Consider the following 26,612-nt stretch of genomic DNA (forward strand, 5'->3'; position numbering starts at 1 on the left):
CGCTCCTTTTTGTGGCAGATATCAAGAGGCAAAAAGGAAAACAAAAACAAAGTTTATAACAACTTTCGCAATCACTGCCCAGCTCTTGTAACATTGTGGAATACAAATTTAAAATCAGCGCATGGCTGAAGAAAAAGCAAATGCTGAGGTAGCAGAAACTACCGAGGCCGTAAAAGAAGTTAAAGAAACAAAGACCCAGCAAGATCCCCAAGCCTATTTGGACAGTTTCGATTGGGACAAGTACGAAGAGGGAATTGAGCGTGTAGAGGATTCCAAACTAAAGGAGTTTGAAGCACTTGTTGAGGAGAATTTCGTAGATACCGCCGATGAGGAAGTGGTTGAAGGTACTGTGGTACACATGACCGACCGTGAGGCGATCATCGATATCAACGCCAAATCTGAAGGTGTTATTTCGTTGAACGAGTTCCGATACAATCCCGATTTAAAAGTAGGGGACAAGGTTGAGGTCTTAATCGATATCAGGGAGGACAAAACAGGACAGTTGGTCCTTTCCCACAGAAAAGCCAGAACCATTAAGGCATGGGATCGCATCAATGACGCCCACGACAAAGAAGAGATCGTTACAGGTTTTGTAAAATGCAGAACCAAAGGAGGTATGATCGTTGACGTTTTCGGAATTGAGGCGTTTTTACCTGGTTCCCAAATTGATGTTAAGCCAATTCGCGATTACGATCAGTACGTAGGTAAGACCATGGAATTCAAAGTGGTAAAGATCAACCACGAATTCAAAAACGTTGTGGTTTCGCATAAAGCGCTTATCGAAGCTGATATTGAAGAGCAGAAGAAAGAGATCATTGGCCAATTGGAAAAAGGTCAAGTGCTTGAAGGTATCGTGAAAAACGTAACATCCTACGGTGTGTTTATCGACCTTGGAGGTGTAGACGGATTGATTCACATCACCGACCTTTCCTGGAGTCGTATCAACCATCCGAACGAAGTGGTTGAGCTTGATCAGAAACTGAACGTGGTTATTTTGGATTTTGATGACAACAAATCAAGAATCCAATTGGGTCTTAAGCAGTTGGAAAAACACCCATGGGATGCTTTGGGTGACGAAATCAAGGTTGGCGACAAGGTCAAAGGAAAAGTTGTTGTTATTGCTGATTACGGTGCGTTCATCGAAGTGGCAGAAGGTGTTGAAGGATTGATTCACGTTTCTGAAATGTCTTGGTCCACGCACTTGAGGTCAGCTCAAGACTTTGTAAAAGTTGGTGATGAAGTTGAGGCTGTGGTATTGACCTTGGATAGGGAAGATCGCAAAATGTCTTTGGGCATTAAGCAATTGACTCCAGACCCATGGACCGATATTACTACCAAATATCCTGTCGGTTCTCGACATGAAGGTATTGTTCGAAACTTTACCAACTTTGGAGTATTTGTTGAAATGGAAGAAGGAATCGATGGTTTGATCTACATTTCTGACCTTTCTTGGACCAGAAAAATCAAGCACCCATCTGAATTCGTTACCGTAGGTGACACTCTAGAAGTTGAGGTATTGGAGTTGGATGTTGAAGGACGTAAGCTAAGCTTGGGCCATAAGCAGACCACTGAGAACCCTTGGGATAAGTACGCACAAGAGTTTGCTGAAGGCACTGTACACAAAGCAGCGGTTTCTGAAATCGTTGATAAAGGTGCTACTGTTGCCTTTAATGAAGATATCGTTGCCTTTATACCATCTCGCCATATGGAGAAAGAAGATGGAAAGAAAATCACAAAAGGCGAAGAAGTTGAATTCAAGATTATTGAGTTTAACAAAGACTTCAAGCGAGTGGTTGCTAGTCATACCGCAATCTTCAGAGAGCAGGAAGAACGCAACGTTCGCTCTGCGAAGAAGAAAATGGCTGCAAGTCAGGAAGATGCCCCTACTATAGGTGATGCAAATTCTCAATTGCAAGCATTGAAGGAGAAGATGGAAGCAGATTCCAAAAAGAAATAAAAAATATTTCTTATCGATAGAAAAGCCCCGCTGATTCCAGCGGGGCTTTTTCTTGCAGTAAACATTCTAAAGATTTGATTACTTTTGCATACAATTGAGCGGGTAGTAAACCAAATGAATCAAAAGGTACTTCTTACTTCAAAAGAGATCAATATCATCCTGCACCGTTTAGCTTGTCAACTTATTGAAACCCATCTCGATTTTTCCAACACGGTTCTTATTGGTCTCCAGCCACGAGGAATTTTTCTCGCTGAGCGCCTGACCAAGATTTTAAGGGAAGATTACAAGGTAAAAAACATCAAGCTTGGTTTTTTGGACATTACCTTTTATCGTGATGATTTTCGACGGGGCGAAAAGACCTTGCAGGCCAATACCACCGAAATCGATTTTCTGGTAGAGGATAAAAATGTGGTTTTTATTGATGATGTGCTATATACGGGAAGAAGTATTCGCGCTGCGCTCACAGCAATACAGTCGTTTGGGAGACCCTCGAACATCGAATTACTGACCTTGATAGATCGAAGATTTAGCAGGCATTTGCCCATTCAGCCCAATTATCGGGGACGTCAGGTAGATGCCATAAATGAAGAGAAGGTAAAGGTGATGTGGAAGGAAAATGATGGAAAAGACATAGTTTATTTAGTAAACAAATAATTAAAAATGAGCGAGTTAAGTGTAAACCACTTATTGGGAATAAAATATCTGAACAAGAAAGATATTGAGCTCATTTTTGAAACAGCCGACCACTTTAAGGAAGTGATAAATAGATCCATTAAAAAAGTACCTACACTTCGCGATACCACAATTGCCAACATATTCTTTGAGAGCAGTACCCGTACAAAGCTTTCATTTGAATTGGCGGAGAAAAGGTTGTCTGCCGATGTCATCAATTTTTCAGCTTCGCAGTCCTCGGTAAAAAAGGGAGAAACCTTAATTGATACGGTCAACAATATTTTGTCCATGAAGGTAGATATGGTGGTGATGCGACATCCCAATCCAGGTGCTGGCATTTTCCTATCCAAACATGTGAAGGCATCTATCATCAATGCAGGCGATGGAGCTCATGAACACCCTACACAAGCCTTGTTGGATTCATATTCCATTAGGGAAAGACTTGGTGAGGTTACCGGAAAGAATGTTGTAATAGTTGGGGATATCTTACATTCCCGAGTGGCGCTTTCCAACATCTTTGCCCTTAAAAAACAAGGAGCTCAGGTAAAAGTCTGTGGACCCAAGACCCTTATCCCAAAATATATTGAATCCTTGGGAGTTAGTGTGGAAACCAACTTGAAAAAGGCTTTGGAATGGTGTGACGTGGCCAACATGCTTCGGGTGCAGAATGAAAGAATGGATATCAGTTATTTTCCTTCAACACGTGAATACACCCAGCAGTTTGGTGTGAACAAGAAATTACTCGATAGTCTGGACAAACAGATTGTGATTATGCACCCTGGACCGATTAATCGCGGGGTGGAGATCACAAGTGATGTGGCAGACTCCAACCAATCCATTATCTTGGAACAGGTTGAAAATGGTGTGGCCATTCGTATGGCAGTAATCTACTTATTGGCTTCAAAAATTAAATAGAAAATGATTTTCGATAAAGAAGGGACAACAACTATCGTCTTTCAAGAGAAGACCTCCCTATCCACATTTTTAAAAAATCTAAAGAGCGCATATCAAAAAATAAAGCACGACAACATCATAGTTAACCTTTTTTCCTTCGATAATTTAACCTCTGGGGACCTGTTGGAGTTTTTACAACTGTCCTACACCCATAAAAACTCGGGCAAGTCCTTCGTTTTGGTATCCGGTGAGGTGTCTTATGATGAAGTTCCCGAGGAAATCACATTGGTTCCATCCATTCAGGAAGCTAAAGACATCATCGAAATGGAAGAAATTGAACGGGATTTGGGCATATGAAGCTGACCATTCTCGGTTGTTATTCCGCTACTCCAAGAACATTTACAAATCCGACCTCCCAGGTTCTTGAGACTAAGGGACATCTTTTTTTAATTGACTGTGGCGAAGGTACCCAAGTGCAATTGAGAAAGTTTAAGGTGAAATTTTCAAGAATTAACCATATTTTCATTTCTCATCTTCATGGAGACCATTTCTTCGGATTGCCCGGCCTTGTTTCGACTTTCAGATTATTAGGCCGTGAACGGGAACTGCACATTTATGGCCCCAAAGGAATAAAAGAAGCCATCACCCTGTTGTTGAAATTGGGAGATTCGTGGACCAATTTTCCGCTCATCTTTCATGAATTGAAATCCAAAGATTCAGAAATATTGTTGGATGATGAAAACATAATAATCAAAACGGTTCCGTTGTATCACAGGGTGTATACCAACGGTTTTCTTTTTAGTGAGAAACCAGCAGCACGAAAACTTAAAATCGAAACCGTAGAAAAATTTGGAATAGATAAATCACAATATAGCGCCATTAAAAATGGCGCGGATGGTATCCAAAATGATGGCAATGTAATTCCGAATAAAGACCTTACCCAAGCCCCGCCAAAGCCCAAAAGCTATGCGTTTTGTAGTGATACAGTATACAATGAGGAGATTGTGCCCCTAATCCATCAGGTGGATACGCTGTACCACGAGTCCACTTTTTTACAATCGGAGGAAAGACTTTGTGCCAAAACAAAACATTCCACGGCCCAACAGGCTGCTAAAATTGCCAAAAAAGCTGAGGTAAACAGACTTATATTGGGCCATTATTCCACAAGGTATGGGTCCATTGAGCTTTTTAGGGATGAAGCCAAGGAAATATTTCCTAGGGTAGAATTGGCCGATGATGGAAAGTCATTTGAAATCTAAGCTTTTTTTTGCATTAAACTTGGTTTTTTAGTCTCCCGACTTTTGCGGAAATTTGATAGCGTACAGAATCGTTAAAAAATGCAGCAAGACCTTAGCAACTATAGAAAGTCTTATCAGAAAAGTGCTCTAACCGAGGAATCTATCAAAGAAAACCCTTTGGAACAATTTCAAAAATGGTTCTATGAGGTAGAGGCCACCGATGGGTTGGAGGAACCCAATGCCATGACCATTTCTACAATTGGTCTCGATGGGTTTCCAAAAAATAGAGTGGTTCTCATGAAAAGATATACGTATGAAGGCTTCATTTTCTATACAAACTATGAGAGTGAGAAGGGGAGGGCCATAGCCCAAAACCCTTCAGTGAGCCTTTCATTTTTTTGGCCCAATTTGGAACGACAGGTCATCATAAAAGGAACCGCTGAAAAAATTGCCGATAACCTTTCAGATGGTTATTTTGAATCAAGGCCGGTCGGCAGCCAACTGGGAGCAGTGGTATCCAATCAAAGCGAGGTAATTCCTTCCAGGGAAATTTTGGAATCAAAATTAAAGGAGTTGGAGGAAGCATACCAAGGGAAGGAGATTGAGCGTCCAGCCTATTGGGGAGGATATTTGGTGAGGCCCATATCCATTGAATTTTGGCAGGGGCGTCCCAATAGACTGCATGACAGGATAAGGTATACCCTGCAAGATGACTTCAACTGGAAAATTGAACGCCTAGCACCCTAACTTGAGCAGTATGAAACAAATTATACTAATGAGGCATGGTAAATCCTCTTGGGAGTATGACGTGTCGGACAAGGACAGACCTTTAAAGGAAAGAGGGATTCGAGATGCTCATTTGGTAGCTCGAAAGTTCATCGATTCCGGGGTAAAAATAGATGCCGCATTTTCCAGCCCAGCGAACAGGGCCCTGCATACAAGTATGATTTTTTTGCGAATCTTGAATTATGACCTTGATGATTTTGGGGTTAAGGAGAATTTATATGATTTTTCAGGAAATTCAGTTTCCGATTTTGTCAAAAGTTTGGATAGTGGTTTAGAAACCATTGTGATTTTTGGCCATAATTATGCCTTTACAAACCTTGCAAATAGATGGGGAGATCAGTATATTGAAAATCTTCCTACAGCTGGGCTGGTTCAGATTCAATTTAATGAACAAGACTGGTCTAACATTCAAAAAGGAAGCACCAAACAAATTATTTTTCCAAAACAGTTGAGAACTACATGATCAAGGTCAAAAACGAATACATCAATCGAGAAATAAGCTGGTTACACTTTAACTCACGGGTTCTTCAGGAGAGTGAGGATAAAAACGTTCCCTTGATTGACCGACTTCGATTTTTGGGAATATTCAGTAACAATCTTGATGAGTTTTTTAAGGTCCGCTATGCCACTGTAAAGCGTATTGTTGACGCAGGAAAAAAGGGGAAAAGTGTATTGGGTGGCGAAAAGGCGAAAGATCTATTGGAGGAAATCACCAAAATTGTAATTCAACAACAAGCGCAGAGTCAGGAAATCCTTCTTCAAATAGAAGAAGAGCTGAAGGCCGAGAATATTTTCATTATTGACGAAACGGAAATCAATGAAAATCAAGCAGAGTTTGTTCGGGAATACTTCTTTAAAAAGGTGAACCAGGAGTTGATGACCATCATCCTTAATGATCTAACGGAATTTCCATTACTGAAGGACACTGCTGCCTACTTGGCCGTGAAGATGGTAATGAAGGACAAAGAGTTAAATGCTTCCTCAGGAGGCAATCGTTATGCTCTGATTGAAATTCCGAAGGGGATTGATCGTTTTGTTGTGCTTCCCAAAGAAGGAGAAAAAAACTATATCATTCTTCTCGATGATTTGATTCGCTACTGTCTCGACAGCGTCTTCACCATGTTTGAATACGAAGCCATCGGCGCGCACATGATCAAAATCACCCGGGACGCTGAACTGGATATTGATAATGACCTAACCAAAAGTTTTATTGAGAAAATATCCTCAAGTGTTGAAGGTAGAAAAATAAGCGACCCAGTTCGCTTTGTGTACGACAAGAGTATTGATAAGGACACCCTTCAATTCCTAAAGGAAAAAATGAACATCATTGATACCGATAGTGTCATTCCCGGTGGAAGGTACCACAACAGAAGGGATTACATGGGCTTTCCAAGTCTGGGAAGAACTGATTTGATGTATGACAAAATTGAACCCCTGCCCGTAAAGGGATTCAGCATGATCGGTAGTTTGTTGGAATTGATTGCCAAAAGAGATTACCTTATTTATACGCCCTATCATACGTTCGCCTATGTAACCAAATTTTTGAGGGAGGCGGCCTTGGATCCCAAAGTGCGTGCCATTAAAATTACAGTATACCGACTTGCAGAATCCAGTCAAGTGGCATCCGCGTTGATCAATGCGGTAAAAAATGGGAAACAAGTCACGGTTCAAATTGAACTACAGGCCCGCTTTGATGAACAGGCCAATATCGAATATGCCAACCAATTAAAAGAAGAGGGGGTCAATCTTATTTTTGGAGTTCCAGGGTTAAAAGTGCATAGCAAGATTTGCTTGGTGGAACGTGAAGAGGCTGAAGGAATAAAAAGATACGGCTTCATAAGTACAGGAAACTTCAATGAATCAACAGCGAAGATTTATACAGACTATACCCTGTTCACGGCTCATGAAGGGATTTTAAAGGAAATGAGCCGGGTTTTCGAGTTTTTTGAGACCAATTACAAGGTAAACAAATACAAACATCTGGTGGTTTCACCTCATTACACCAAAATGACCTTCAATAAGCTGATTGATACAGAAATCGCGAATGCCCAAATGGGATTGGAAGCCTACATCAAGATCAAGATGAACAGTCTTACATCTTATAAAATGGTAGACAAACTCTATGAAGCCAGCCGGGCTGGTGTTAAGATTGAGTTGATTATACGAGGAGTCTGTTGTTTAATTCCTGGAGTTGAGGGAATGAGTGAAAATATCGAAGCCATAAGTGTTGTTGATAAATTCTTGGAACACCCGCGCCTCTTTATCTTCGGAAATGGGGGTGACCCAAAGATTTATATCTCCTCTGCCGACTGGATGACCCGTAATCTGGACTTTAGGGTAGAGGTGGGATGCCCCATCTATGACCCGAGTATCAAACAAGAACTGTTGGATACCTTTGAAATCTCTTGGAGAGATAATATGAAAGCTAGGGTTTTCTCAGAAGAACAGGACAATGCCTATCGGGAAAGGCAAGAAGGGGAACCCCTGGTTCGGTCGCAGTTCGCACTTTATGATTATTATAAAGGAAAGCTAGAATCTTAATCTTACCATTTTGATACTAAGAAAGTTTGCTGCCATAGATATCGGGTCAAATGCGGTACGCCTTCTTGTGCATAATGTGATTGAACAGCCAGATAGAGAACCTTCTTTTAAGAAAAGCGCTCTGGTTCGCGTTCCAGTGCGATTGGGCGAAGACTCCTTTTTGAAGTCAAAAATATCCGACCATAACTTACAACGACTGATTAAGACGATGCAGTCGTTTAGTTTGCTCATGGAGGTCTACGGAGTAGAGAAATATATGGCCTGCGCCACTTCTGCCTTGCGAGAGGCTGCGAATGGAAAAGAGGTTATAAATGCAGTTCATAAAGCTTCTGGAATAAAAATTGAGATTATAGACGGGAAGCGCGAAGCCTCAATCATAGCTTCCACGGATTTAAAAGAACTGATTCAAAAAGACCGGGCCTATTTGTACGTAGATGTGGGAGGGGGGAGTACGGAATTCACGGTGTTTGACCGTGGCCAATTGATAGCTTCAAAATCCTTTAAGATTGGAACCGTTCGAATGCTGAATGGACTGGAGGATGAAGGTGTTTGGAATAAAATTCAGGAATGGATCAAAAGTCATTTAGGCGGCAAGGACAAAGTTGAAATTATCGGTTCTGGGGGGAATATCAACAAGCTTCACAAAATGTCAGGAAGGAAATTGAATCAACCCTTGTCCTTCATTTGGTTGAATGCCCAATATCACTTCTTGAACAGTATGCAATATGAGGACCGGATTTCGGAACTTGGTCTCAATCAAGACCGAGCCGATGTTATCATTCCGGCAGCGAAAATATTTTTGTCCGCAGCCAAATGGAGCGGGGCAAAGAAAATTAATGTTCCTAAGATTGGGTTGGCCGACGGAATGATCAAAACGCTATATTATCAATAGCTATGGTTAACCGTGCATGGTTTCCTTCTTACCCAACTTCTCCATTAAAGTGGCTTCGTATTCCAATAGCTGCTGCCATTTTTGGTTTACCTGCTCCCTGTTGCCATATTTTCGGGCGAATGTGAGAAACATAGTATAGTGATTGGCTTCACTTACCATTAAGTTTTTGTAGAACTCAGCCAGTTCCTTATCGTTGATTTCTTCTGAAAGAAGACGAAAACGTTCGCAACTACGGGCCTCAATCAGTGCAGCATACAGAAGCTTGTGTACTAAATGGGTCTCACGGCTTCCACCCTTTGGAAAAAATTTCATAAGCTCGATAACATATTCATCTTTTCGCTCTCTTCCCAATACCCAACCTCGTTTCAATATTTTATCATGGACCATATTGAAGTGTCCCATTTCTTCTCGTGCCAAAGCGGTCATTTCCTTCACCAATTCTGATTTTTCCGGAAAACCGATAATCAACGAAATGGCCGTACTTGCCGCTTTCTGCTCACAGTAGGCATGATCGGTTAATATTTCTTCGATATTTTTCTCAACAATATTGACCCATCTGGGGTCTGTAGGAAGCTTAAGACCAAGCATTTTTTTACAATTTAGGGGTAAAGATAGGAATTGATAAACCTAAAAGAAAAGGCGCTCCAAAGAACTTGAACACTAAAAATCGAGATCGAATTCTTTTCTCAGAATTTCAATGGCAGGATTCTTTTCTTTTAGCTTTTGATACTTTTCTTCCGGTGTAAACGCATATTTTTTAGCTACTTCCTCGTTTACCGTAATTTGAAGTGAAATGGAATGATTCTTCAATTTTATTTTCAAAAAATCCATTAAAGGACCCTGTCCGCGTTCTACTTCTTTTTTCATGGTACCATTGGGCAGCTCAATCCAAATGGTGTTTTCGTTTTTTAGTTTTGGAGTGTCGGTCAATAGGTTGCTTGCAAGAATCTTTTTCCCATTTTTTTCCAATTGACCCACGAATTCATTCCAATACTTTTGCATATCCTGTTCGGTAAAGGCTTCATGAGGCAAATCCTTTTCCGTTTCGTTGGACTTTTTCGTATTTAGATGCTCTTTTTTTGCCTTTAGGCTTGAAAGTGATAGGCCAGAAACCCTATTGCCACTGTTTTCAATAACAATTTTCTTGACAACGGGAGCGGGTACAGGATCTGGCTTTTTCTCTGTGACGGGCTCTGGTGTTTTCTCTGGAACAATTTCTGCAGTGGTTTCAACAGCTTCCGCACTTTGTTTCGCATCCAAAACTTCAGATACGAGCTGTTTTTTGAAATGGGAAGCCGGAATTATGAAATCAGGCTTTTTTTTTTCGTCTTCAAAGGTAAGAGAGGCCAATTTCATCAGCGTAAGTTCTACCAACAGCCTTTGGTTTTTACTGGCCTTGTATTTCAGGTCGCATTCGTTGGCTAAATCCAAAGCGGTGAGCAAAAAATCCTTAGAACATTTTTTCGTCTGTTCTTGGTACTGATTTTTCACGTCTTCACCAACTTCCAAAAGTTCCAGGGTTTCTGGATGTTGACAAACCAGCAAATCCCTAAAGTGGGACGCCAGGCCCGAAATAAAATGGTGACCATCAAAGCCTAGAGACAAGGTGTTATTGAAAAGTACCAGCAACTCTGGGATATTGTTGTCAAGAATTAAGTCCGTTGTAGAAAAGTAGGTGTCGTAATCTAAAACATTCAGGTTTTCAGTGACTGCTTTACGAGTAAGGTTTTTGCCAGCAAAACTTACTACCCTATCAAAAATTGAAAGCGCATCCCTCATAGCGCCATCGGCTTTTTGTGCAATAATGTGCAGTGCACTTTCCTCTGCAGTAATGCCCTGCTGTTCTGCTATGTGTTTCAGGTATGCCGTGGCATCCTTAACCGTAATTCGTTTAAAATCAAAAATCTGGCAACGTGACAGAATGGTGGGGATAATTTTGTGCTTTTCTGTAGTGGCCAAAATAAAAATGGCATGTTTTGGGGGCTCTTCCAACGTTTTCAAAAAAGCATTGAAGGCAGACTGCGAGAGCATGTGCACCTCATCAATGATGTAGACCTTATATTTTCCTACCTGCGGCGGAATCCTTACCTGGTCAATTAAGCTTCGAATATCATCCACAGAGTTATTGGAAGCAGCATCCAACTCAAAAATGTTGAAGGCAAAATCTTCGTCGATCCTTTCGTTCCCATCTTGGTTTATCTTTTTGGCCAGAATACGGGCACAGGTGGTCTTACCAACCCCTCTTGGGCCACAAAACAACAGAGCCTGGGCCAAATGATTATTTTCAATGGCGTTGAGCAGGGTGTTGGTAATGGCTTCTTGGCCAACAACATCCTTAAAGGTTTGTGGACGATATTTTCGGGCTGATACTACAAAAGGTTCCAAAAAGATGAAGCTTTAGTGATACACAAATATAAAAATACGAATCTGCAATGTGCCCTTGGCGTTAGCGGCCAAATCATTTTTTATTAACAATTAGCCGTACCTTTGCAACTAGCAGGCCACCTTATCGCTGTAATCCGACTTTTGTTGGGTTGAAGAGGAAAGTCCGGACACCAAAGTGCGGCATAGCGGATAACATCCGTCCGCCGAAAGGCGAGGACCAGTGCAACAGAAAGTATGTACAGTTCGGCTGTAGTGAAATCAGGTAAACTCTATGCGGTGAAACGTCATGTATACCAATGTTCGAGGGCTGCACGCCCAAATTGGAGGGTAGACGGTTTGAACTATGGGGTAACCCAATGTCTAGATAAATGATAAGGCTCGACAGAATCCGGCTTATGGCCTGCTTTTCACTCCACAGTTCTTTGTTTGTTGACCAGTTGCATTAGAAAGGGAAGCTGCAATAGAAAAAGCCCCAATAATGAAATGGCAAAAACCATAGTCCTTGAAATTTGAACACCTTCAAAGATATTCCTGGCAAAACCCAATCGAAATTGGCGGACTTGGTCGAACAACTCGATTCCTTCTTTTGGGTAGAAGTAGATGAGGCTGCAACAAACCACAAAAACAAGGATGATTACCGACCATCCCTTTTTTGATAGCAATGGTGCCGGTTTTATATGTCTCACCATCTTACGCTCAAGGGCGGTCATCACGTTTGCCGTGAATTCCATTGAAGGTTTTTCCAGACCTACCTTTTGGACGGCCTTTTTCAACTGTTCTTCTTCTCGACTAGATAGTTTGTCCATGATTCCTTAAATTTTCTGATAATACAGCTTGTCTTTTCATTAAGTCATACAGCTTTTTTCTGCTACGATGCAATTTGACCTTTACATTGTCCTCCGAAAGCTCAGTAATACTTGCAATTTCCTTTATGCTTAGTTCATCAAAATAAAAAAAAGTAATCAAAGCTGCTTCGGTATGACCCAATTGATGGATGCATTGTTTAATTCTCTGATTGCGTTCCTGCTCTTCCATAACTTCCGAAGGATTACTTGCTAATACATGCTTATCTTCAGTTAATTCCTCCATCAACTCAAAGGCCTGAACCCTATTTTTATTTTTTCTTATTTGATCCAAAGCTTTGCGATAGGCAATGCGGTAGAGCCAAGTTGAAAATTTGGATTCTCCCTTAAAACTTGAGAGCGATTCATACACCTTGATAAAGATGTCCTGTGCCACTTCCTCAGCTTCCTCCCGTACTTTGAGCATACGAATCACTATAGTGAAAACATACTCCTGGTATTTTTCCACCAATTGGGCAAAAGCCCGCGAATCCCCATTTAGGGTTTGTTGTATTAATTGTTGGTCAGCGTTGTTAGCCATTGTTCATTTGACGTAAACCAGGCGGTTTTGGTTACAGGGAAATACTTTAAAAAAATTGTAACCTAAAATTAGAATGTTTCGTCATAAGGGCAGACAAAGACAAACAACAATTTTTTAAATCATTCAAAATGGAAAATCCAGAAATCATTATTATTCCCATTATGTTTGGGGTCATCTTCGGTATATTTTACTTGTATATTTCAGCTAGAAACAAGGAAAGATTGGCTTTGATAGACAAAGGTGCAGAGGCATCCATCTTTTATGGAAAAAGCTCACGGGTCACTCCCATATGGAAGGTCATTGTAATCAATTTAGCAACTTTAATGATGGGTATAGGCCTTGGTATTTTTACTGCCGGTATGCTAATGCAATTTGGAATGGATGAAGAGATTGCCGCTCCAGGTGCAGGTTTCTTTATGGCTGGATTGGGATTGTTGGCAGGTTTCTTTATCACCAAAAAAATGACCGAACAGGCTTAGAATTCCTTTTTTCTTCCATGCATAACGCCTTCCCTGACTTAGTTTTGGGAAGGTTTTTTTATGAAGTGCTAAGGTTCAAAAAAACTGAACACATTGCCACCGTATTTTCTTGATTCCACGAATTTTGGATGCAAAGATAAATCGGTTTGGGTCGAATGCTCTACCACCAACAAGCCCTCTGAATCAAGTATGTCCTTATCAAAAACAAGGTTTGCCAACTTTTCAAATTGGGAAGGCTCAAAATCATATGGGGGGTCGGCAAAAATGAAATCCACTTTATTTTGGGTACGCTCCAAATACTTGTAAACATCTGATTTAATGGTCTGGATAGGGAAATTCAATTCTTTGGAGACCTTTGAGATGTACTGTACACATCCACTGTAACTGTCGACTGCTGTGATGGTCTTTACACCCCGTGAAGCAAACTCAAAACTTATATTGCCCGTTCCGGCAAAAAGATCCAAAACCTCTATGGTATCAAAATCAAATCGATTGTTCAAAATGTTGAAAAGGCCTTCTTTGGCCATATCCGTGGTCGGGCGAACAGGTAATTTTTTGGGAGCGGTCAATCGCTTTCCTTTATAAATCCCCGAAATAATACGCATTACAGGGTATTTAAAATGGTGAAATCGATGGTCGAAGTCTCAGATTGCTCCAAGATATCCGATAAACCCGGAGGTACGAATACTGAGATGTTTTTTACATAGCGGTGGCAAATCTCATAAACAGCATCACCTTCTTCAATGCTCCCGAAGAGTTTGAGCTGCACTTCTGAAGTATCCAGATTAAGTTGTTCAAACGTAAAGAGCAGATAATACAAAAAGTCTTCCGGTGAACTGTACTCGAAAAAGTTATAGTAAAGGAGTTTCTTTTCAGAGACCACAACGATCTCCATTTCTTTTTCGGAAACTTGCACATAACACATGGTTTCAGAAGAAGATTTGCTTTGACCCAATAGGGTGGAAATCAAAACCGAACCGCTGTGTTTAAATTCGAATTCCCCGAAAAGCTCAAAAATATAGTTGTTTACATTGGTGAAGGGAATGTAAACATTAACCATTTCATGATTGTCAAGTTCATCATAAACGATATGGTCATTGGCCATTATTTTCGCATTGAACTTTAGATAATTCGGCAGTTCTTCCTTGTTAAAAAGGGGTTTGGGCACTAAACTGAACAAATTGTTTTTATGAATGACCACTACTTCTTCAAAAGAAGTATTCTTAATATTGTTCGTATTTAGAATTTGCTTTAGCTCCTTTAAGAGTAAGTATGGTGTGGATGCTGTCTTAAAGGGAATTTTTTCAAAGGCCAGTACCTTATTGGAAATGGTGTCCAAGGCACAAAAAGAAAGTCCATTCAAACCAACTTGAATGGACAGCTTATTAAAGTTATTTTCTATTTCCTTAGTCTCTTTTTCGGTCATAAATAGGAGGCCAATTACCATTGGTGCTTACATCCACCAAGGAACCTACTTTGATTTCGGTACCGTTGACTTCTTCCACACTCTGATGTGCGTTTTCCCTATCCAACAAATCTTTGGGCTGGTCAAAAAGGACTACATTTTTCTTCACTTTTGCTTCAAATACTGGAGCTTTATAGCCGCTCTTGTCAATGATGTCTGCTTTCATCTCAAACTTTTCATTGTTCTGGGCGCCAGGAACATCCATCATATTTTTATATCTGTCGTCATTTTTGAACAAGGAATCTTTGACTTTTACAAATCCGAGTGTATCGATAACAACAGTATCTTTTTGTAGCTCAATGCCATACGTCTTGTCAAAACGCATGAAAGAAGAATCTCTTTGCTGGGTTATGGTATAACTTCCGGTATCTACAAACTTAACCAAGCTGTTGAAATCGTTGGCAAACTTACCGTTCACGGTCTTGTATGCTTCCTGGGAGTTTCGAATATCCTTAAGTTTTGAGATAACTTGGGAAAATCGTTCCTGTCTTACCTTTTTAAATTCGATAGGCGAATTGATGGACTGATAAATCTTATATCCAAGAAAAATACTCAAGAGTCCAAATGCCAATACCAAAAATGGCTTGATCTTCTGAGGTAAGAACCTGTCGATTAAAAATACAAGGCCTATGGTCAGCAGGCATATAAGTACTACGATTATAATTAAGTTTAACATACCAATATTGTCTTTCTGAGTTAATTTAGCGGTTACAGACAAATCTACAATTTTTTTTTAATCACGAAACTTTTTGCTTTAAAAATCAGTGGTATCTTTAAAGCTTATGAACTACCCTACACCGCAAGAATTTCGGTCTTTGCTCATCCAAAAGTTCCCGCATCAGGTCACCCTAAAACAAGAGATGACTCTTGCCAAACTTTCGGATTTTGTATTGAACAAAAGTCAAGAACAACTTTTTCTTTTGAGGGGTTTTGCGGGCACCGGTAAGACCACCATTATTGGCACCTTAGTCTCAAGTTTATGGAAGGTACGAATGAGCGCGGTACTCATGGCCCCTACCGGAAGGGCTGCCAAAGTGATGACGGCATACTCCGGAAACAAGGCCTTTACCATTCACAAGAAAATCTACTTTCCGAAGAAACAGACTTCTGGGGGAATTCAATTTGTACTTGCACCCAACAAACATCGAAACACTGTATTTATAGTGGATGAGGCCTCTATGATTTCCGATACACCAGCGGACACCAAGCTCTTCGCGAATGGCTCTCTTCTGGATGATCTCATCTTCTACGTATACTCGGGCCACAATTGTAAATTGATGCTCATAGGGGACACGGCACAGCTTCCACCCGTAAAGCGAACGTTAAGCCCAGCCCTTGAAGAGCAACAGCTCTCCTTGAATTATAATAAAGAAGTTGTGGGGTTGGAATTGGATGAGGTTATGCGACAAACCCAGGATTCAGGTATCTTGCATAATGCAACAAATATTAGAGAGCAGATTCAGTCTGAGTTTTTTGATGAATTTCAGTTTCAACTAGGTAGTTTCAAGGATATTGTTCGATTAATGGATGGTTCAGAAATTCAGGAAGCGATTGATGCCTCCTATCATGAAGACGGGAAAGAGGAAACAGCCATTATAGTGCGGTCGAACAAAAGGGCCAACCTTTATAACCAAAATATTCGGGAGCGAATCCTCTTTTTGGACCATCAGATTGCGGTTGGCGATTATATGATGGTAGTTAAGAACAACTACTTCTGGTTGAGACCGAACTCAGAGGCGGGCTTTATCGCCAATGGGGATATTCTTGAAATCTTGGAACTTTTTGCGATTAAGGAACTTTACGGTTTTTCCTTCGCAGAGGTAAAAGTAAAAATGGTGGATTATCCCAATCAAAAACCCTTTGAAACGGTATTGTTGTTGGATACCATATCCGCAGAAACACCCTCATTACCTTACGAGGAGAGCAATAGGCTATACCAAGAAGTTCAGAAGGACTATGCACACGAAAAATCGAAGTATAAAAAGTTTTTGGGGGTTAAAAACAACAAATTTTTCAATGCCCTTCAAGTGAAATTTTCCTATGCCATAACATGCCACAAGTCGCAAGGAGGCCAGTGGAACACCATTTTCGTGGAACAGCCATATCTGCCCAATGGCGTTGATATGGACTACTTAAGATGGCTTTATACGGCGGTCACCCGCGCTAAGGAAAAGTTATATCTCATCGGATTTAAGGATGATTTTTTTCTTGACTAGGAATACCCTATTTTAGTCCAAATCATGGGTATGTCACCTGACACAATTATTAGCATTTTTCTAGGGGTTGGCTTGGCCGCTTCTGTAGGTTTTCGAGTTTTTCTGCCCTTGTTTGCACTCAGTTTGGCTGCGTATTTTGGAGCTTGGGACCTCAATGAAAACTGGCAGTGGATTGGTGGTCTACCGGCATTGCTTGCCTTTGGGGTTGCTACCTTGGTTGAAATATTTGCCTACTTCATTCCTTGGGTGGACAATCTCCTCGACAGTGTGGCCATTCCCTTGGCCGGTATTGCAGGCACCGCCGTAATGGTTTCAACAATGGCCGATTTAGATCCTGTTGTTACCTGGTCACTTGCAATAATTGCTGGAGGTGGCACGGCTACAGCAATTAAAGGTGCCAATGCCGCAGGACGGTTGACCTCTTCCTCAACTACAGGGGGACTTGCCAATCCAATCGTTTCCACGGTTGAAACCGGAACGGCTGTGGCCGTATCCACCGCTTCAATTTTGGCCCCTCCTTTAGCGGCGATTCTCGTAATCATTATTCTGGTGATTATCTTCCGAATTTATCGCAAACTGAGACCTAGAAAGAAAACCTAGCACGGCTATGAAAATAATCTCCATGATTCCGGCCAGATATAAGGCGTCCAGATTTCCAGCGAAACTTATGCAGGACCTGGGGGGAAAACCGGTTATTGTACGCACCTATGAAGCTGCCACTGCTACAGGCTTGTTTGACGAGGTTTTTGTTGTCACCGACAGTGATATCATTTTTGATGTCATCACAGGTATTGGAGGTAAAGCCATAATGAGCAAGGAGGAGCATGAAAGTGGAAGTGATCGTATTGCCGAAGCGGTTTTGGATTTGGATGTTGATATTGTGATCAATGTTCAAGGGGACGAACCCTTTATTGATTCAGAAAGTCTTACTCGAGTGATCCAAGTGTTTCATGAAGATGACAATAAAGAAATCGACCTTGCTTCCTTGATGACGCCTATCACCGATTGGAACGAGATCTCCAACCCGAACACGGTCAAGGTCATTGTCGATAAAAACAAGTTTGCCCTATATTTTTCACGTTCTCCAATTCCCTATCCCAGAGATGAATCATTTGAGGCGGTTTATTACAAGCACAAAGGCATTTATGCTTTCCGAAAAAGGGCCCTGCTCGATTTCCAACGCTTGCCCATGATGCCCTTGGAAGCAAAAGAAAAAATTGAGGCGATTCGGTTTTTGGAATACGGAAAGAAAATTAAAATGGTGGAAACCCATGTCACCGGAATAGAAATTGACACCCCAGAAGATTTGGATAGAGCAAGAAAGGTATGGAAGTAGACTTCAGCGGAATAAAAGTAATAGGATTTGATGCGGATGACACCCTTTGGGTGAATGAAACCTATTTCCGTGAAACGGAGGAACAGTTTGCCGAGCTCTTGGAAAATTACGAGACCAAAAACAAAATTGACCAAGAACTCTTCAAAGTTGAAATGGATAATCTGAATCTCTATGGTTACGGCATAAAGGGATTTGTGTTATCCATGATAGAATCTGCTTTGGACCTTTCAAACAACACCATATCCCAAACTACAATCTCGCAAATATTAGATCTTGGAAAAAAGATGATAGCCCATCCTGTTGAATTGTTGGATGGGGTTGAGGAAGTACTTGAAGAACTAAAGGACAAATACCGGCTCATTGTTCTTACCAAGGGAGACTTATTGGACCAGGAACGGAAATTGGAAAAGTCCGGTCTTTCTGAGTATTTCCATCATGTAGAGGTATTGAGTGATAAAAAAGAGCATAACTATAAAAACCTTTTGGACCATCTTGATATTCATGTGAAGGAGTTTTTGATGGTTGGAAATTCGCTTAGATCGGATGTATTACCTATATTGAACATTGGGGCAAAAGCAGTTCACGTTCCCTTTCATACAACCTGGGCCCATGAGATGGTCTCGCAAGATGAACAGGTAAACGACCATCTAAAGCTCAATAGTTTGAGGGATATTTTGAAGTACTTGAATAAATAATGCAGTTTGGCTGATTTGAAGAAAAAAGAAGTGATATCTGTGCGTAAGACCCCTTACAAGAACTTTCCTATGGTACCCCGTGTGGTCTTTGGCCGGGGGAGTTTTGATCAATTGGGAGACTTATTGATGCCAAAACGGAAAAATTCCGAAGCCCCTTTCATTTTTTTGGTGGATGATTATTTTGAAAATCCGGAGTTCTTGAGGAGAATACCAATGCTTTTCAATGATGAAGTCATTTTTATTTCTTCCAAGGAAGAACCCAAAACAGAGCAGGTTGATGCCCTAGTCAATCGAATCAAGGATGCTTATGAAGAATTGCCTTCCGGTATTGTTGGTATTGGTGGAGGTACCTTATTGGATTTAGCAAAAGCTGTATCCATCTTGCTTACCAATCCAGGAAAGGCCGAGCACTATCAGGGGTGGGATTTGGTGGGCAGACCATCTTTGTTTCATGTGGGCGTTCCCACCATTAGTGGAACAGGAGCAGAGGTTTCCCGAACCACTGTACTATTGGGGCCTAAAAGAAAATTGGGAATCAATTCGGATTACACTACCTACGATCAAGTCGTTTTGGATCCAGAATTGACCAAAACGGTCCCTAAAGATCAATGGTTTTATACAGGAATGGATTGTTTCATCCATTGTGTGGAATCCTTGGACGGAACTCACCTTAATGCCTTTAGTCAGAGCTATGGGGAAAAAGCGCATGAGCTTTGTGAAGAAGTTTTCTTGGGAAACCCTAAAGAAAAGGATGGTCAAGACAAATTGATGATGGCTTCATGGCATGGTGGCATGAGTATCGCCTATTCACAGGTGGGTATTGCCCATGCGATGAGCTACGGACTGTCCTATTTATTGGGTATCAAACATGGGATAGGAAATTGTCTGGTTTTCCAGCATTTGAAAGATTATTATCCGCAGGGAGTGGCCCTTTTTCATCAAATGAAGGAGAAACACGGCATAGAACTTCCAAAAGGCATATGTGCCAACCTTACCCAAAACGATTTTGATATCCTTAGCGAGGTATCTCTGGGCATGGAAGCCCTTTGGGAAAATGCACTGGGAAAAGATTGGCGCTCTAAAATGGATGCCAATAGATTGCAAGAGCTTTTCGCTAGGATTTAGCTCAATTCCCTCGCTCCTTTAAAACACATTCAAAAATGAAATGGCTATCCCGCTTTCTGTATTTTAAAGTTTTGGGATGGAAGCTTGTGGGGAAGTTTCCAGATTTGGATAAATGCGTTGTCATCGTGATCCCGCATACACATTGGTATGATTTTTTTATAGGGCTGATGATTCGTGAAATTGTTGGAAAACAAATCAATTACGTGGCTAAAAAGAGTCTTTTTAAACCACCTTTCGGATGGATCTTTCGAATAACGGGAGGGGCCCCAGTGGACCGTTCTCAAAGCTCAAACACCGTAGATAGCGTGGCCCAAATTTTCGAAGAAAAAAAAGTGTTTCGATTTGCTTTGGCTCCCGAAGGTACCCGGAAGAAGGTCAAAAAATTAAAAACCGGATTTTATCATATAGCCAAAAAGGCCAGAGTTCCCATTGTTATGGTTGCCTTTGACTTTGGGAAGAAACAAGTTAAGATATCGGAACCTTTTCATCCTACCGAAAACGTGGATGAAGATTTTCAAAGAATCCATCAATTTTATGAGGGGGTCAAAGGTCGAATTCCCGAATACAGCTTCTAGGTCTTCTTTAAAGGCTTCGGTTTGGGTTTTTCCACTTTTTTGGTATTCCCGGGAAATACCAAATTGGTACTGGAGTAGGAACCTCCAAATGTAAGCGCTGCGGCATACACCTGTTGAATGGCATCGACCACCTGTGCTTCACTTAACTCCCTCAAAGGGTGGGCGTAAACCGACCACAAGATTTCGTCACTTAGCGCATACTTTACATCCAAAACCGAATGAAAATTGGCGACGAGGGCGTTCAAGAGTTCTTCTTCCCCGATTTCTTCTCGTTTCACAATGGGTGCAATGATGCGCATCCTATTGGCATTTTCGTCGTAAATGCAGACCAACATACTTTCATTGAACAAAAACTGATATGAATTGCCAGTTACTTTTACCGTATCCGCTTCCTGTTCGATGATGTCGTACAATTTGGAAGCATCCATATTTTGGGAAAATCCAGAAACAAAAAATAAGAAAGCCAAAAGCGGAAGAATAGTATTGCGCATACCGAAAGTTTTTAAATAGGTCGTGTTTTTCTTTTTGAATTTACACAATTACCGAATGTCCTTGTGGTTTGTAAACAAAAAACGACCCATAAAAGGGCCGTTTTAACTTTTCCATAGTTTTGACTATTATTCTTTCATGGTGTGATACACGTTTTGCACATCATCGTCCTCTTCGATTTTTTCCAATAGCTTTTCTACATCGGCCACTTGTTCTTCGGTAAGTTCTTTCGTCACTTGTGGTATTCTTTCAAACCCCGACGAAAGGATTTCCAGTTCCCGGGACTCCAATTCTTTCTGAATGGCCCCAAAATTCTCAAAGGGCGCATAGATCAGTATACCATCGTCGTCCACAAAGACTTCTTCAGCACCATAATCGATCATTTCCAATTCAAGTTCTTCGGAATCGACACCTTCGCCATTGATCCTAAAATTGCAAGTATGGTCAAACATAAATTCTACTGAGCCAGAAGTTCCCAAACTCCCATTGCATTTGTTGAAATAACTTCGGATGTTGGCGACAGTGCGTGTATTGTTGTCCGTTGCGGTTTCAATAAGTACGGCAATACCATGTGGGCCATAGCCCTCAAAGAGCACTTCCTTGTAATCCCCTTGGTTTTTATCGGAAGCCCTTTTAATTGCCCTTTCGATATTGTCTTTGGGCATGTTGACCGCTTTGGCATTTTGAATCACCGCGCGTAATCGAGAATTGGCATCCGGGTCTGGCCCACCTTCCTTTACCGCCATCACAATGTCCTTGCCGATTCGTGTAAAGGCCTTGGACATAGCTGCCCAACGTTTCATTTTTCTTGCCTTTCTAAACTCAAATGCTCTTCCCATAGTTGTTTTTCAGAATGAACGGGAACAAATTTAACAAAAAAAGGTGCCCTACCAAGTCTATTGTATGGCCTGTATTACTTGGATTTTACCAAGGATTCTATGGTCTTGGCAAGATTGATATCATTTTCGGTGATACCCCCAACATCATGGGTGTTGAGACGTATGGTAAGATTGTTATAAACGTTTTCCCAATTGGGATGGTGGTTCATTTCTTCGCATTCAAAGGCGATGCGGGTCATTATGGAAAAGGTTTCCTTGAAATCGCTGAACACAAAATGCTTTTGGATAAATCCGTCCTTGAAGCTCCATCCTTTTAACTCCTCCAAATGCTCTCTAATCTGTTGCTCTGTCAATTTTTCCATGGTGGGTTCTTTTTCTAAAATTAGTGAATCTAACTACCGAAAGCGACAAATTATTTTGATTATTCCACCGTGAGATGGTGATCAATAATCTCTTGGTAGCTTATCCTCAAATTTTTGGGTAAAAGATGGTCTTTCGGTAAAGCTGCCAAATATCGGTCCTCGTTGGTCGTATAGACACGTTTAAGAATAGGGTGGTAGTTCCCCATTTTTCGAATGATTTCTTTAATGAACTCCTCATGCTGAATGAGGTCTTCACTCCCCAAATGAAAAATACCATATTTATCCCTATTGATCAAATAGTGGATTTGTTGGGTGAGACGGTCGTCATTGGTAACGTTGATGATGAGGTTCGGAAAAACCTCGATGGGGTCATTGTTTTCCAGTAACAACCGTATTTCTTTGATTCGGGGAGACGTGTTTCCAAAAACCATGGGCACTCGAAGAATTGCCATCTTTTTCTTCGGAATACGCATGAGCATGTTCTCAATCTTTATCTTGAGACGGCCGTAGATGCTCTCGGAAAGGGTTTTGTCCATTTCATAGGAAGGAAATTTACTGTACGCATCAAAAACATTGGCAGATGAAATAAAGTACAGTTTGCACGGGTTTTTCAAAAGGTATTCGATAATATGTTGATGCGCTTGAATCTGCGCTCCAAAACTGCCCCGTAAAGCAGAGATGATAAAATGAGGCTTTACCCTTTCCAGGATTCGGAAAATATCATCCTCTTGAAGATCATACCTATAGAATTGCCTGTTATCCTGAAATAGTGTATTTGAGCAATACGTGCCATAGGTATCAAAATAAGAACAAAGTTCTTTGTAAATGGCATTACCAATAAACCCACTTGCCCCTAGTATTAAGATCCTTTTTTTCTTCAATACCTAAAAAATTGAAAGACCACTTTCCGTAGTCAATTTTTCCAAAGCTTGAAGACCAAGCTTCGAATTTCCTTTTTCATTCAGACCAGGAGACCATGCGGCCACGCTAAAACTGTTCGGATGTACCGCAACAATGCCTCCGCCAACACCACTTTTTCCTGGCAGGCCCACCTCATAAGCAAATTCCCCGGCCTCATCATAAAAACCGCAGCTCAGCATAATGGCATTTATCCGTTTTACTTGACTTAGGTTTAGATACGATGTTTGCTTCAAACATTTTCCTCTATTGGCAAAAACATAAAAGGTATAGGCCAGTTGCTCACATGACATGCTTAAAGAACATTGATGAAAATAAAAATCCAAAACGGTCTCAACCTCATTTTCGAGGTTTCCAAAGGATTTAATCAGATAAGCGGCAGCATAATTTCGAAAACCAGTTTCCTTTTCCGATTTTGCGACACTCTTGTCATATGCAATGGTAGGGTCGTGTGCAATTTTCCGGACATATTCCAATAAATCCTGTTTTGGGTTTCTGAGTTGTGAAACCAGTACATCTGCAACCACAATGGCCCCGGCATTTATGAGAGGATTACGAGGTTTTCCATTTTCTTGTTCCAGAAGGGACAAATGATTGAATGGGTCTCCAGAAGGTTCTACCCCCACACGGTTCCAAAGCTGCTCTCCAAGTAATTCAAATGCCAATGATAGCGTCAAAACTTTGGAGATACTTTGAATGGAGAACTTATCTTTTGTATCCCCTGCCGAGTACAAAACCCCATTTTGGTCCAAAAGCGCTATCCCAAATTTGTTGATATCCATGCAGGCTAGCTGCGGAATGTAGGAGGCTACTTTACCTTTATCATGAGTTGTTTTTGCTTGAGCACAGATGTTATCGAGAATGTTCTGAAACTCAGGCATCAATTCTTGTAAAATGGAGGTTTGACAACCGTTGCCGGCACTTGATTTTTTCGTATTTGAATGAAAATGGTTTCATCCAAAGTAGCATTTTCCACTTTCACATATCCCATTCCAATACCTTGACCCATGGAAGGCGACATGGTACCAGAAGTTACTTTGCCAATTTCATTTCCAGAGGCGTCCACTATTGCATATCCCTGTCTCGGAATTCCCTTTTCCTGCATTTGGAAGCCAATAAGCTTACGTTTTGGACCTTCAGCCTTCTCTTTGGCCAAAGCCTCGCTGTTCACAAATTCCTTGGTGAACTTGGTGATCCATCCCAACCCAGCCTCAAAAGGGGAGGTATTGTCGTCAATGTCATTCCCGTAAAGGCAATAGCCCATTTCCAACCGCAATGTATCCCTAGCCGCCAATCCGATGGGTTTAATGCCGAAATCAGCTCCGGCCTCCAATACTTTGCTCCAGATTTGGACTACTTCGGAGTTCTTACAATAGATTTCAAATCCCCCTGAACCGGTATAGCCGGTCGCCGAGATGATGACATGATCAATACCCGCAAAATCGCCAACTACGAAATTGTAAAATTTGATGCTTGACAAATCAACCGAGGACAAGGATTGCATGGCTTCAACAGCCTTGGGACCTTGAATGGCCAATAAAGAAAAATCATCGGAAATGTTCCGCATTTCGGCTCCGATAGTTTCATTGTATTTGGCAATGTGGTTCCAATCTTTCTCAATATTGGAGGCATTCACCACCAAAAGATAGGTTTCATCCTTTATACGGTACACGATCAGGTCATCTACAATTCCACCAGTTTCGTTGGGGAAACAACTATATTGCGCCTTACCGACGGTCAATTTAGAGGCATCGTTGGATGTGACCCTTTGTATCAAATCCAAAGCATTGGGGCCTTCAATAAGAAATTCCCCCATGTGGGAAACGTCAAAGACACCAACAGCTTTTCTAACAGTTTCGTGCTCTGCATTGACTCCTTCATAGGAAACAGGCATGTTGAACCCGGCAAAAGGCACCATTTTGGCACCTAGCGCCTCATGTATCTCACTGAGGGCAGTATTCTTCATAAACTACTTTTTACTGAGGTAAATTTATCGATTTCGCTCCAGTTGCGATGCTCAAATCCCTATTGTTTTGAACAAAGCATTGTTAACTTGAAAAGGGGAAGACCTAACTATCGAGGAGATAGGATTTTAATTCTGAATACGAATCTATTTTGATGGAACGCTTGGTTCTATGCAGTACTTTTTCGATTTGAGCAGGAATGTTGGGAGTAAAATCCAAGGTTTCTTTAACCACATCCAAAAACTTTACAGGATGTGCTGTTTCTAGAAAAATACCGTAGGTATTTGGATGTTTTTTTTGATATTCTTTCAGCCCTAAATACCCGACAGCACCATGGGGATCGGCCACATAACCGGAGTTTTTACGGATGTGTTTCATGGCAGCTTTAGTTTCCTCATCGGTAAATGAAAAACTTGAAAGGGAGGTCTTCAATTTTTCAAAATCATTGTCATATAGTTTTCTGATTCTGATAAAGTTGCTGGGATCACCAACATCCATTGCGTTTGAAATTGTAGCGACGGAAGGCTTTGGTATATACTGGCCATCCTGCATGAACTGAGGTACCACATCATTCACATTGGTCGCCGCCACGAATTGTTTGACAGGCATTCCAAGTTTTTGTGCCACCATTCCAGCACAAATGTTTCCAAAATTTCCAGAAGGCACTGAGAAAACTAAATCTTTATTCTTTGATTTTGCTTGTTTGTAGGCAAACAAAAAATAGAAGCACTGGGGTAACCATCTGGCGATATTGATGCTGTTTGCAGAGGTGAGTTTTCGTTGCGAAGTGATACTTTCATCCAGAAATGCATTTTTCACCATAGTTTGGCAATCATCAAATGTACCGTTGACCTCAAGGGCTATAATGTTCTGACCTAAAGTGGTAAGTTGCTTCTCTTGAATATCACTGACTTTTCCGCTCGGATAGAGAATCACAACATTTACTCCTTCAACGCCCAAAAAACCGTTTGCTACAGCACCACCCGTATCCCCAGAGGTCGCAACCAGAACCGTAACTTCGGAAGCTCCTTCTTCGGAAAAATGGCCCAGACAATTGGCCATGAATCGGGCGCCAACGTCCTTAAAGGCCATAGTGGGACCATGAAAAAGTTCCAACGTACCTATGTTTTCTTCGATGGGAACAATTGGAAAGTCGAAATCCAAGACCCTTTTCACAATGTCGTGCGATACGGCTTTGGGAATTTCATCACCCACAAACTGCTCAATGGCTTTTATAGCTATTTCATGATTGGACATGCGTTCAATGGTCTCGAAAAACTCTTGGGGAAGAGGATGAATTTCTTCCGGAAAGTAAAGTCCCTTGTCAGGTGCAATACCTTGAATTACTGCCTGCTTGAAAGAAGCTTTTAATTGCGGGTTGGTCAAACTATAATATTGCAT

At 41.2% G+C, this 26,612-nt stretch carries 30 protein-coding genes and 1 other RNA gene; 17 read left to right on the forward strand and 14 right to left on the reverse strand.

Annotation, left to right across the window (positions count from 1 at the left end; all coding sequences use genetic code 11):
• Positions 1-121 precede the first annotated feature (121 nt).
• The 9 genes from rpsA (at position 122) to EW142_RS00430 (ending at position 8,980) form a co-directional block, all read left to right on the forward strand.
• Positions 122-1,957 carry a 30S ribosomal protein S1 gene (rpsA, locus tag EW142_RS00390; RefSeq protein WP_130608073.1) on the forward strand — a complete coding sequence of 612 codons (1,836 nt, stop codon included), beginning with the start codon at positions 122-124 and terminating at the stop codon, positions 1,955-1,957.
• A 114-nt stretch (positions 1,958-2,071) separates the two neighbouring features.
• Entirely contained in the window at positions 2,072-2,611 is a 540-nt protein-coding gene (gene pyrR, locus EW142_RS00395) for a bifunctional pyr operon transcriptional regulator/uracil phosphoribosyltransferase PyrR (RefSeq protein WP_130608076.1), read from the forward strand.
• A 6-nt stretch (positions 2,612-2,617) separates the two neighbouring features.
• Positions 2,618-3,544, forward strand: coding sequence for an aspartate carbamoyltransferase catalytic subunit (locus tag EW142_RS00400; RefSeq protein WP_130608079.1), 927 nt, complete (start codon positions 2,618-2,620; stop codon positions 3,542-3,544).
• A gap of 3 nt (positions 3,545-3,547) precedes the next feature.
• Positions 3,548-3,880, forward strand: coding sequence for a ribonuclease Z (locus EW142_RS00405; RefSeq protein ID WP_130608082.1), 333 nt, complete (start codon positions 3,548-3,550; stop codon positions 3,878-3,880).
• Positions 3,877-4,782, forward strand: coding sequence for a ribonuclease Z (locus tag EW142_RS00410; RefSeq protein ID WP_130608085.1), 906 nt, complete (start codon positions 3,877-3,879; stop codon positions 4,780-4,782). The genes EW142_RS00405 and EW142_RS00410 overlap by 4 nt, the downstream gene beginning before the upstream one ends.
• 78 nt (positions 4,783-4,860) lie before the next feature.
• Positions 4,861-5,508 (forward strand): pyridoxamine 5'-phosphate oxidase, encoded by a 648-nt coding sequence (gene pdxH / locus EW142_RS00415; RefSeq protein ID WP_130608088.1) that lies wholly within the window; start codon positions 4,861-4,863, stop codon positions 5,506-5,508.
• A gap of 10 nt (positions 5,509-5,518) precedes the next feature.
• Positions 5,519-6,010 carry a SixA phosphatase family protein gene (locus EW142_RS00420; protein WP_130608091.1) on the forward strand — a complete coding sequence of 164 codons (492 nt, stop codon included), beginning with the start codon at positions 5,519-5,521 and terminating at the stop codon, positions 6,008-6,010.
• Positions 6,007-8,088 (forward strand): polyphosphate kinase 1, encoded by a 2,082-nt coding sequence (gene ppk1, locus EW142_RS00425; RefSeq protein WP_130608094.1) that lies wholly within the window; start codon positions 6,007-6,009, stop codon positions 8,086-8,088. The genes EW142_RS00420 and ppk1 overlap by 4 nt, the downstream gene beginning before the upstream one ends.
• A 10-nt stretch (positions 8,089-8,098) precedes the next feature.
• Complete coding sequence (locus EW142_RS00430; RefSeq protein ID WP_130608097.1) at positions 8,099-8,980, forward strand: Ppx/GppA phosphatase family protein; 882 nt, start codon at positions 8,099-8,101, stop codon at positions 8,978-8,980.
• Between the two features lie 6 nt (positions 8,981-8,986).
• Here EW142_RS00430 and EW142_RS00435 read toward each other — a convergent pair whose 3' ends face one another.
• Positions 8,987-9,568, reverse strand: coding sequence for a MiaE family protein (locus EW142_RS00435; protein ID WP_130608100.1), 582 nt, complete (start codon positions 9,566-9,568; stop codon positions 8,987-8,989).
• Positions 9,569-9,640: 72 nt separating this feature from the next.
• On the reverse strand, positions 9,641-11,365 hold the full coding sequence (locus EW142_RS00440; RefSeq protein WP_130608103.1) for a DNA polymerase III subunit gamma/tau: 1,725 nt from the start codon (positions 11,363-11,365) through the stop codon (positions 9,641-9,643).
• A gap of 108 nt (positions 11,366-11,473) precedes the next feature.
• Here EW142_RS00440 and rnpB point away from each other — a divergent pair.
• An RNA gene (gene rnpB / locus EW142_RS00445) (RNase P RNA component class A) lies at positions 11,474-11,776 on the forward strand.
• On the opposite strand, the gene EW142_RS00450 is transcribed toward rnpB, so the two are convergent.
• Complete coding sequence (locus EW142_RS00450) at positions 11,773-12,171, reverse strand: hypothetical protein (RefSeq protein ID WP_130608106.1); 399 nt, start codon at positions 12,169-12,171, stop codon at positions 11,773-11,775. The two genes, rnpB and EW142_RS00450, sit on opposite strands and share 4 nt — an antisense overlap.
• Positions 12,155-12,748, reverse strand: a complete 594-nt coding sequence (locus EW142_RS00455) for an RNA polymerase sigma factor (RefSeq protein ID WP_130608109.1) — start codon at positions 12,746-12,748, stop codon at positions 12,155-12,157. The genes EW142_RS00450 and EW142_RS00455 overlap by 17 nt, the downstream gene beginning before the upstream one ends.
• 128 nt (positions 12,749-12,876) lie before the next feature.
• Here EW142_RS00455 and EW142_RS00460 point away from each other — a divergent pair, with 128 nt between their 5' ends.
• Positions 12,877-13,227, forward strand: a complete 351-nt coding sequence (locus EW142_RS00460) for a DUF6249 domain-containing protein (protein ID WP_130608113.1) — start codon at positions 12,877-12,879, stop codon at positions 13,225-13,227.
• Positions 13,228-13,295: 68 nt separating this feature from the next.
• Here the strand turns inward: EW142_RS00460 and EW142_RS00465 are convergent, their stop codons facing one another.
• From EW142_RS00465 to EW142_RS00475, 3 genes are read right to left on the reverse strand one after another with little or no spacing between them, the layout of a single operon-like run.
• Positions 13,296-13,832, reverse strand: a complete 537-nt coding sequence (locus tag EW142_RS00465; RefSeq protein WP_130608116.1) for an RsmD family RNA methyltransferase — start codon at positions 13,830-13,832, stop codon at positions 13,296-13,298.
• Positions 13,832-14,653: a DUF3822 family protein gene (locus EW142_RS00470; protein ID WP_240740119.1), complete on the reverse strand. Its 822-nt coding sequence runs from the start codon at positions 14,651-14,653 to the stop codon at positions 13,832-13,834. Before EW142_RS00470 ends, EW142_RS00465 begins: the two co-directional genes overlap by 1 nt.
• Positions 14,634-15,368: a hypothetical protein gene (locus EW142_RS00475; RefSeq protein ID WP_240740120.1), complete on the reverse strand. Its 735-nt coding sequence runs from the start codon at positions 15,366-15,368 to the stop codon at positions 14,634-14,636. The genes EW142_RS00470 and EW142_RS00475 overlap by 20 nt, the downstream gene beginning before the upstream one ends.
• 106 nt (positions 15,369-15,474) lie before the next feature.
• On the opposite strand from EW142_RS00475, the gene EW142_RS00480 reads away from it, so the two are divergent.
• The 6 genes from EW142_RS00480 to EW142_RS00505 all read left to right on the forward strand — a co-directional run bounded on the left by EW142_RS00480 (position 15,475) and on the right by EW142_RS00505 (position 20,639).
• A complete protein-coding gene (locus tag EW142_RS00480) occupies positions 15,475-16,908 on the forward strand; it encodes an ATP-dependent DNA helicase (RefSeq protein WP_130608122.1) in 1,434 nt (477 codons plus the stop codon).
• A gap of 30 nt (positions 16,909-16,938) precedes the next feature.
• A complete protein-coding gene (locus EW142_RS00485) occupies positions 16,939-17,508 on the forward strand; it encodes a DUF4126 domain-containing protein (protein ID WP_130608124.1) in 570 nt (189 codons plus the stop codon).
• Positions 17,509-17,515: 7 nt separating this feature from the next.
• A complete protein-coding gene (gene kdsB, locus EW142_RS00490; protein ID WP_130608127.1) occupies positions 17,516-18,244 on the forward strand; it encodes a 3-deoxy-manno-octulosonate cytidylyltransferase in 729 nt (242 codons plus the stop codon).
• Entirely contained in the window at positions 18,235-18,939 is a 705-nt protein-coding gene (locus tag EW142_RS00495) for an HAD family hydrolase (RefSeq protein ID WP_130608130.1), read from the forward strand. Before kdsB ends, EW142_RS00495 begins: the two co-directional genes overlap by 10 nt.
• Before the next feature lie 69 nt (positions 18,940-19,008).
• On the forward strand, positions 19,009-20,064 hold the full coding sequence (locus EW142_RS00500; protein WP_130612331.1) for an iron-containing alcohol dehydrogenase family protein: 1,056 nt from the start codon (positions 19,009-19,011) through the stop codon (positions 20,062-20,064).
• A gap of 35 nt (positions 20,065-20,099) precedes the next feature.
• Positions 20,100-20,639 carry a 1-acyl-sn-glycerol-3-phosphate acyltransferase gene (locus tag EW142_RS00505; protein ID WP_130608133.1) on the forward strand — a complete coding sequence of 180 codons (540 nt, stop codon included), beginning with the start codon at positions 20,100-20,102 and terminating at the stop codon, positions 20,637-20,639.
• Here EW142_RS00505 and EW142_RS00510 read toward each other — a convergent pair.
• The 7 genes from EW142_RS00510 to thrC form a co-directional block, all read right to left on the reverse strand.
• Positions 20,636-21,130, reverse strand: a complete 495-nt coding sequence (locus EW142_RS00510; protein WP_130608136.1) for a hypothetical protein — start codon at positions 21,128-21,130, stop codon at positions 20,636-20,638. The genes EW142_RS00505 and EW142_RS00510 overlap by 4 nt on opposite strands.
• A 126-nt stretch (positions 21,131-21,256) precedes the next feature.
• A complete protein-coding gene (locus EW142_RS00515; protein WP_130608139.1) occupies positions 21,257-21,967 on the reverse strand; it encodes a YebC/PmpR family DNA-binding transcriptional regulator in 711 nt (236 codons plus the stop codon).
• A gap of 74 nt (positions 21,968-22,041) precedes the next feature.
• Positions 22,042-22,329, reverse strand: coding sequence for a 4a-hydroxytetrahydrobiopterin dehydratase (locus EW142_RS00520; protein WP_130608142.1), 288 nt, complete (start codon positions 22,327-22,329; stop codon positions 22,042-22,044).
• Between the two features lie 59 nt (positions 22,330-22,388).
• Positions 22,389-23,210: a sugar nucleotide-binding protein gene (locus tag EW142_RS00525; protein WP_130608145.1), complete on the reverse strand. Its 822-nt coding sequence runs from the start codon at positions 23,208-23,210 to the stop codon at positions 22,389-22,391.
• A 3-nt stretch (positions 23,211-23,213) separates the two neighbouring features.
• A complete protein-coding gene (locus EW142_RS00530) occupies positions 23,214-24,128 on the reverse strand; it encodes a glutaminase (RefSeq protein ID WP_130608148.1) in 915 nt (304 codons plus the stop codon).
• The gene (gene gcvT / locus EW142_RS00535; RefSeq protein ID WP_130608150.1) at positions 24,128-25,213 is read right to left on the reverse strand and encodes a glycine cleavage system aminomethyltransferase GcvT; all 1,086 of its coding nucleotides are present in this window, start codon (positions 25,211-25,213) and stop codon (positions 24,128-24,130) included. The genes EW142_RS00530 and gcvT overlap by 1 nt, the downstream gene beginning before the upstream one ends.
• A 103-nt stretch (positions 25,214-25,316) precedes the next feature.
• Positions 25,317-26,612 (reverse strand): threonine synthase, encoded by a 1,296-nt coding sequence (thrC, locus tag EW142_RS00540; protein ID WP_130608153.1) that lies wholly within the window; start codon positions 26,610-26,612, stop codon positions 25,317-25,319.

It is taken from the genome of Flagellimonas allohymeniacidonis, assembly GCF_004296335.1.
Classification (GTDB): Bacteria; Bacteroidota; Bacteroidia; order Flavobacteriales; family Flavobacteriaceae; genus Flagellimonas; species Flagellimonas allohymeniacidonis.

Bases quoted from the DNA above. Each gene is read 5' to 3' on its own strand.
- rpsA (WP_130608073.1), top strand. From the start codon at position 122: ATGGCTGAAGAAAAAGCAAATGCTGAGGTAGCAGAAACTACCGAGGCC.
- pyrR (WP_130608076.1), top strand. From the start codon at position 2,072: ATGAATCAAAAGGTACTTCTTACTTCAAAAGAGATCAATATCATCCTG.
- EW142_RS00400 (WP_130608079.1), top strand. From the start codon at position 2,618: ATGAGCGAGTTAAGTGTAAACCACTTATTGGGAATAAAATATCTGAAC.
- EW142_RS00405 (WP_130608082.1), top strand. From the start codon at position 3,548: ATGATTTTCGATAAAGAAGGGACAACAACTATCGTCTTTCAAGAGAAG.
- EW142_RS00410 (WP_130608085.1), top strand. From the start codon at position 3,877: ATGAAGCTGACCATTCTCGGTTGTTATTCCGCTACTCCAAGAACATTT.
- pdxH (WP_130608088.1), top strand. From the start codon at position 4,861: ATGCAGCAAGACCTTAGCAACTATAGAAAGTCTTATCAGAAAAGTGCT.
- EW142_RS00420 (WP_130608091.1), top strand. From the start codon at position 5,519: ATGAAACAAATTATACTAATGAGGCATGGTAAATCCTCTTGGGAGTAT.
- ppk1 (WP_130608094.1), top strand. From the start codon at position 6,007: ATGATCAAGGTCAAAAACGAATACATCAATCGAGAAATAAGCTGGTTA.
- EW142_RS00435 (WP_130608100.1), bottom strand. From the start codon at position 9,568: ATGCTTGGTCTTAAGCTTCCTACAGACCCCAGATGGGTCAATATTGTT.
- EW142_RS00450 (WP_130608106.1), bottom strand. From the start codon at position 12,171: ATGGACAAACTATCTAGTCGAGAAGAAGAACAGTTGAAAAAGGCCGTC.
- EW142_RS00455 (WP_130608109.1), bottom strand. From the start codon at position 12,748: ATGGCTAACAACGCTGACCAACAATTAATACAACAAACCCTAAATGGG.
- EW142_RS00460 (WP_130608113.1), top strand. From the start codon at position 12,877: ATGGAAAATCCAGAAATCATTATTATTCCCATTATGTTTGGGGTCATC.
- EW142_RS00465 (WP_130608116.1), bottom strand. From the start codon at position 13,832: ATGCGTATTATTTCGGGGATTTATAAAGGAAAGCGATTGACCGCTCCC.
- EW142_RS00470 (WP_240740119.1), bottom strand. From the start codon at position 14,653: ATGACCGAAAAAGAGACTAAGGAAATAGAAAATAACTTTAATAAGCTG.
- EW142_RS00475 (WP_240740120.1), bottom strand. From the start codon at position 15,368: ATGTTAAACTTAATTATAATCGTAGTACTTATATGCCTGCTGACCATA.
- EW142_RS00480 (WP_130608122.1), top strand. From the start codon at position 15,475: ATGAACTACCCTACACCGCAAGAATTTCGGTCTTTGCTCATCCAAAAG.
- EW142_RS00485 (WP_130608124.1), top strand. From the start codon at position 16,939: ATGTCACCTGACACAATTATTAGCATTTTTCTAGGGGTTGGCTTGGCC.
- kdsB (WP_130608127.1), top strand. From the start codon at position 17,516: ATGAAAATAATCTCCATGATTCCGGCCAGATATAAGGCGTCCAGATTT.
- EW142_RS00495 (WP_130608130.1), top strand. From the start codon at position 18,235: ATGGAAGTAGACTTCAGCGGAATAAAAGTAATAGGATTTGATGCGGAT.
- EW142_RS00500 (WP_130612331.1), top strand. From the start codon at position 19,009: ATGGTACCCCGTGTGGTCTTTGGCCGGGGGAGTTTTGATCAATTGGGA.
- EW142_RS00505 (WP_130608133.1), top strand. From the start codon at position 20,100: ATGAAATGGCTATCCCGCTTTCTGTATTTTAAAGTTTTGGGATGGAAG.
- EW142_RS00510 (WP_130608136.1), bottom strand. From the start codon at position 21,130: ATGCGCAATACTATTCTTCCGCTTTTGGCTTTCTTATTTTTTGTTTCT.
- EW142_RS00515 (WP_130608139.1), bottom strand. From the start codon at position 21,967: ATGGGAAGAGCATTTGAGTTTAGAAAGGCAAGAAAAATGAAACGTTGG.
- EW142_RS00520 (WP_130608142.1), bottom strand. From the start codon at position 22,329: ATGGAAAAATTGACAGAGCAACAGATTAGAGAGCATTTGGAGGAGTTA.
- EW142_RS00530 (WP_130608148.1), bottom strand. From the start codon at position 24,128: ATGCCTGAGTTTCAGAACATTCTCGATAACATCTGTGCTCAAGCAAAA.
- gcvT (WP_130608150.1), bottom strand. From the start codon at position 25,213: ATGAAGAATACTGCCCTCAGTGAGATACATGAGGCGCTAGGTGCCAAA.
- thrC (WP_130608153.1), bottom strand. From the start codon at position 26,612: ATGCAATATTATAGTTTGACCAACCCGCAATTAAAAGCTTCTTTCAAG.